Source organism: Serratia sp. Nf2 (assembly GCF_003028435.1).
Lineage (GTDB): Bacteria > Pseudomonadota > Gammaproteobacteria > Enterobacterales > Enterobacteriaceae > Serratia > Serratia marcescens_L.
On record NZ_PYTW01000039.1, the window covers coordinates 1 to 1,045 of the forward strand.

At 67.2% G+C, this 1,045-nt stretch carries 1 pseudogene; it reads right to left on the bottom strand.

What is annotated here, in order from left to right:
• Positions 1–1,045, bottom strand: a pseudogene (locus C9411_RS25275) (RHS repeat protein); the annotation flags it as partial.

Here is a 1,045-nt window from a genome sequence, read left to right on the forward strand (position 1 = left end):
GCCGTCAGTTGCCCCAGCGCATCGTAGGTATAAGCCGTCACGCTGCCGGAACAGTCGGTGTAGCGCGTCAGCTGGCCGCGGGCGTCCCACTCCAGCTTCACTTCCCCGCCCAGCGCGTCGATCACGCCGGCCGGCAGGCTCTCTTCGTCATCCGGATAGCGGTACAGCGTGGCGTGGCCCAGGGCATCGACATAGCGCGTCGGGCGCCCCAGCGTGTCCCAGTGCTGCGCTTCGCTGCTGCCGTCCGGGTACGCGACGGCGAACAGTCGGCCGCTGTTGCGCGAATATTGATAACGCGTCACGCGGCCGAGCGGATCGGTCTCCGACAGCAGGCGGCCGTAAGGATCCCATTCGCTCTGGCGCTGCGCGCCGCCGGGCAGCAGCACGCTGCACAGCTCGCCGCGTTGGTAGATAAAGCCGTAGCGGCGCTGGTCGAAATCGGTGTACTGCGCCACGTTGTCGTCGTCATCCAGCCGCCACTCCGCCCGCTTGCCGTCGCCGCGCACCGCGCTGCGGCGCCCGCCGGCGAAGTCATAGCCGAACTCAAGGGATTCCCCGGCGCTGTTGCGGTAGGCCGTCACGCGCGGCACGCCGTCGATCTCTTGCCATTGGTATTCGTTCAGCAGCCCGGCGGCGTCCTGGTGGCTGATCATCAGGCCGTCGCGCCAGCCGAAGCGGCGCGTTACCTCACCGGCGCGGTTGCTCACCGTCGTCAGTTGGCCCTGCTCATCGTAACCGTAGCGCGCCAGCGTCCGTTCGCCTTCGGCGGTTTGCAGCGCCACTTCGCGCAGGCGGCCCTGCGCATAGCGGCACATCAGGCGCTGCCCGGCGCTGTCCACCAGTTCGCTCAGCAACCCTTCGTCGTCGTAAAACAGCGAGGTGGCGTTGCCGATGGCGTCGGTGATCATGCTGAGCCGGCTCGGCTGGTCGCCCGCCAGCGGCGGGTAGTGGAAAATCTGTTCGCCGACGTCAAACAGCTGCCAGCTGCCGTCGTCGTTGTGCATCAGCCAGCATTTTTCGGCTTCGCAGTAGGTTTTGTGACCGC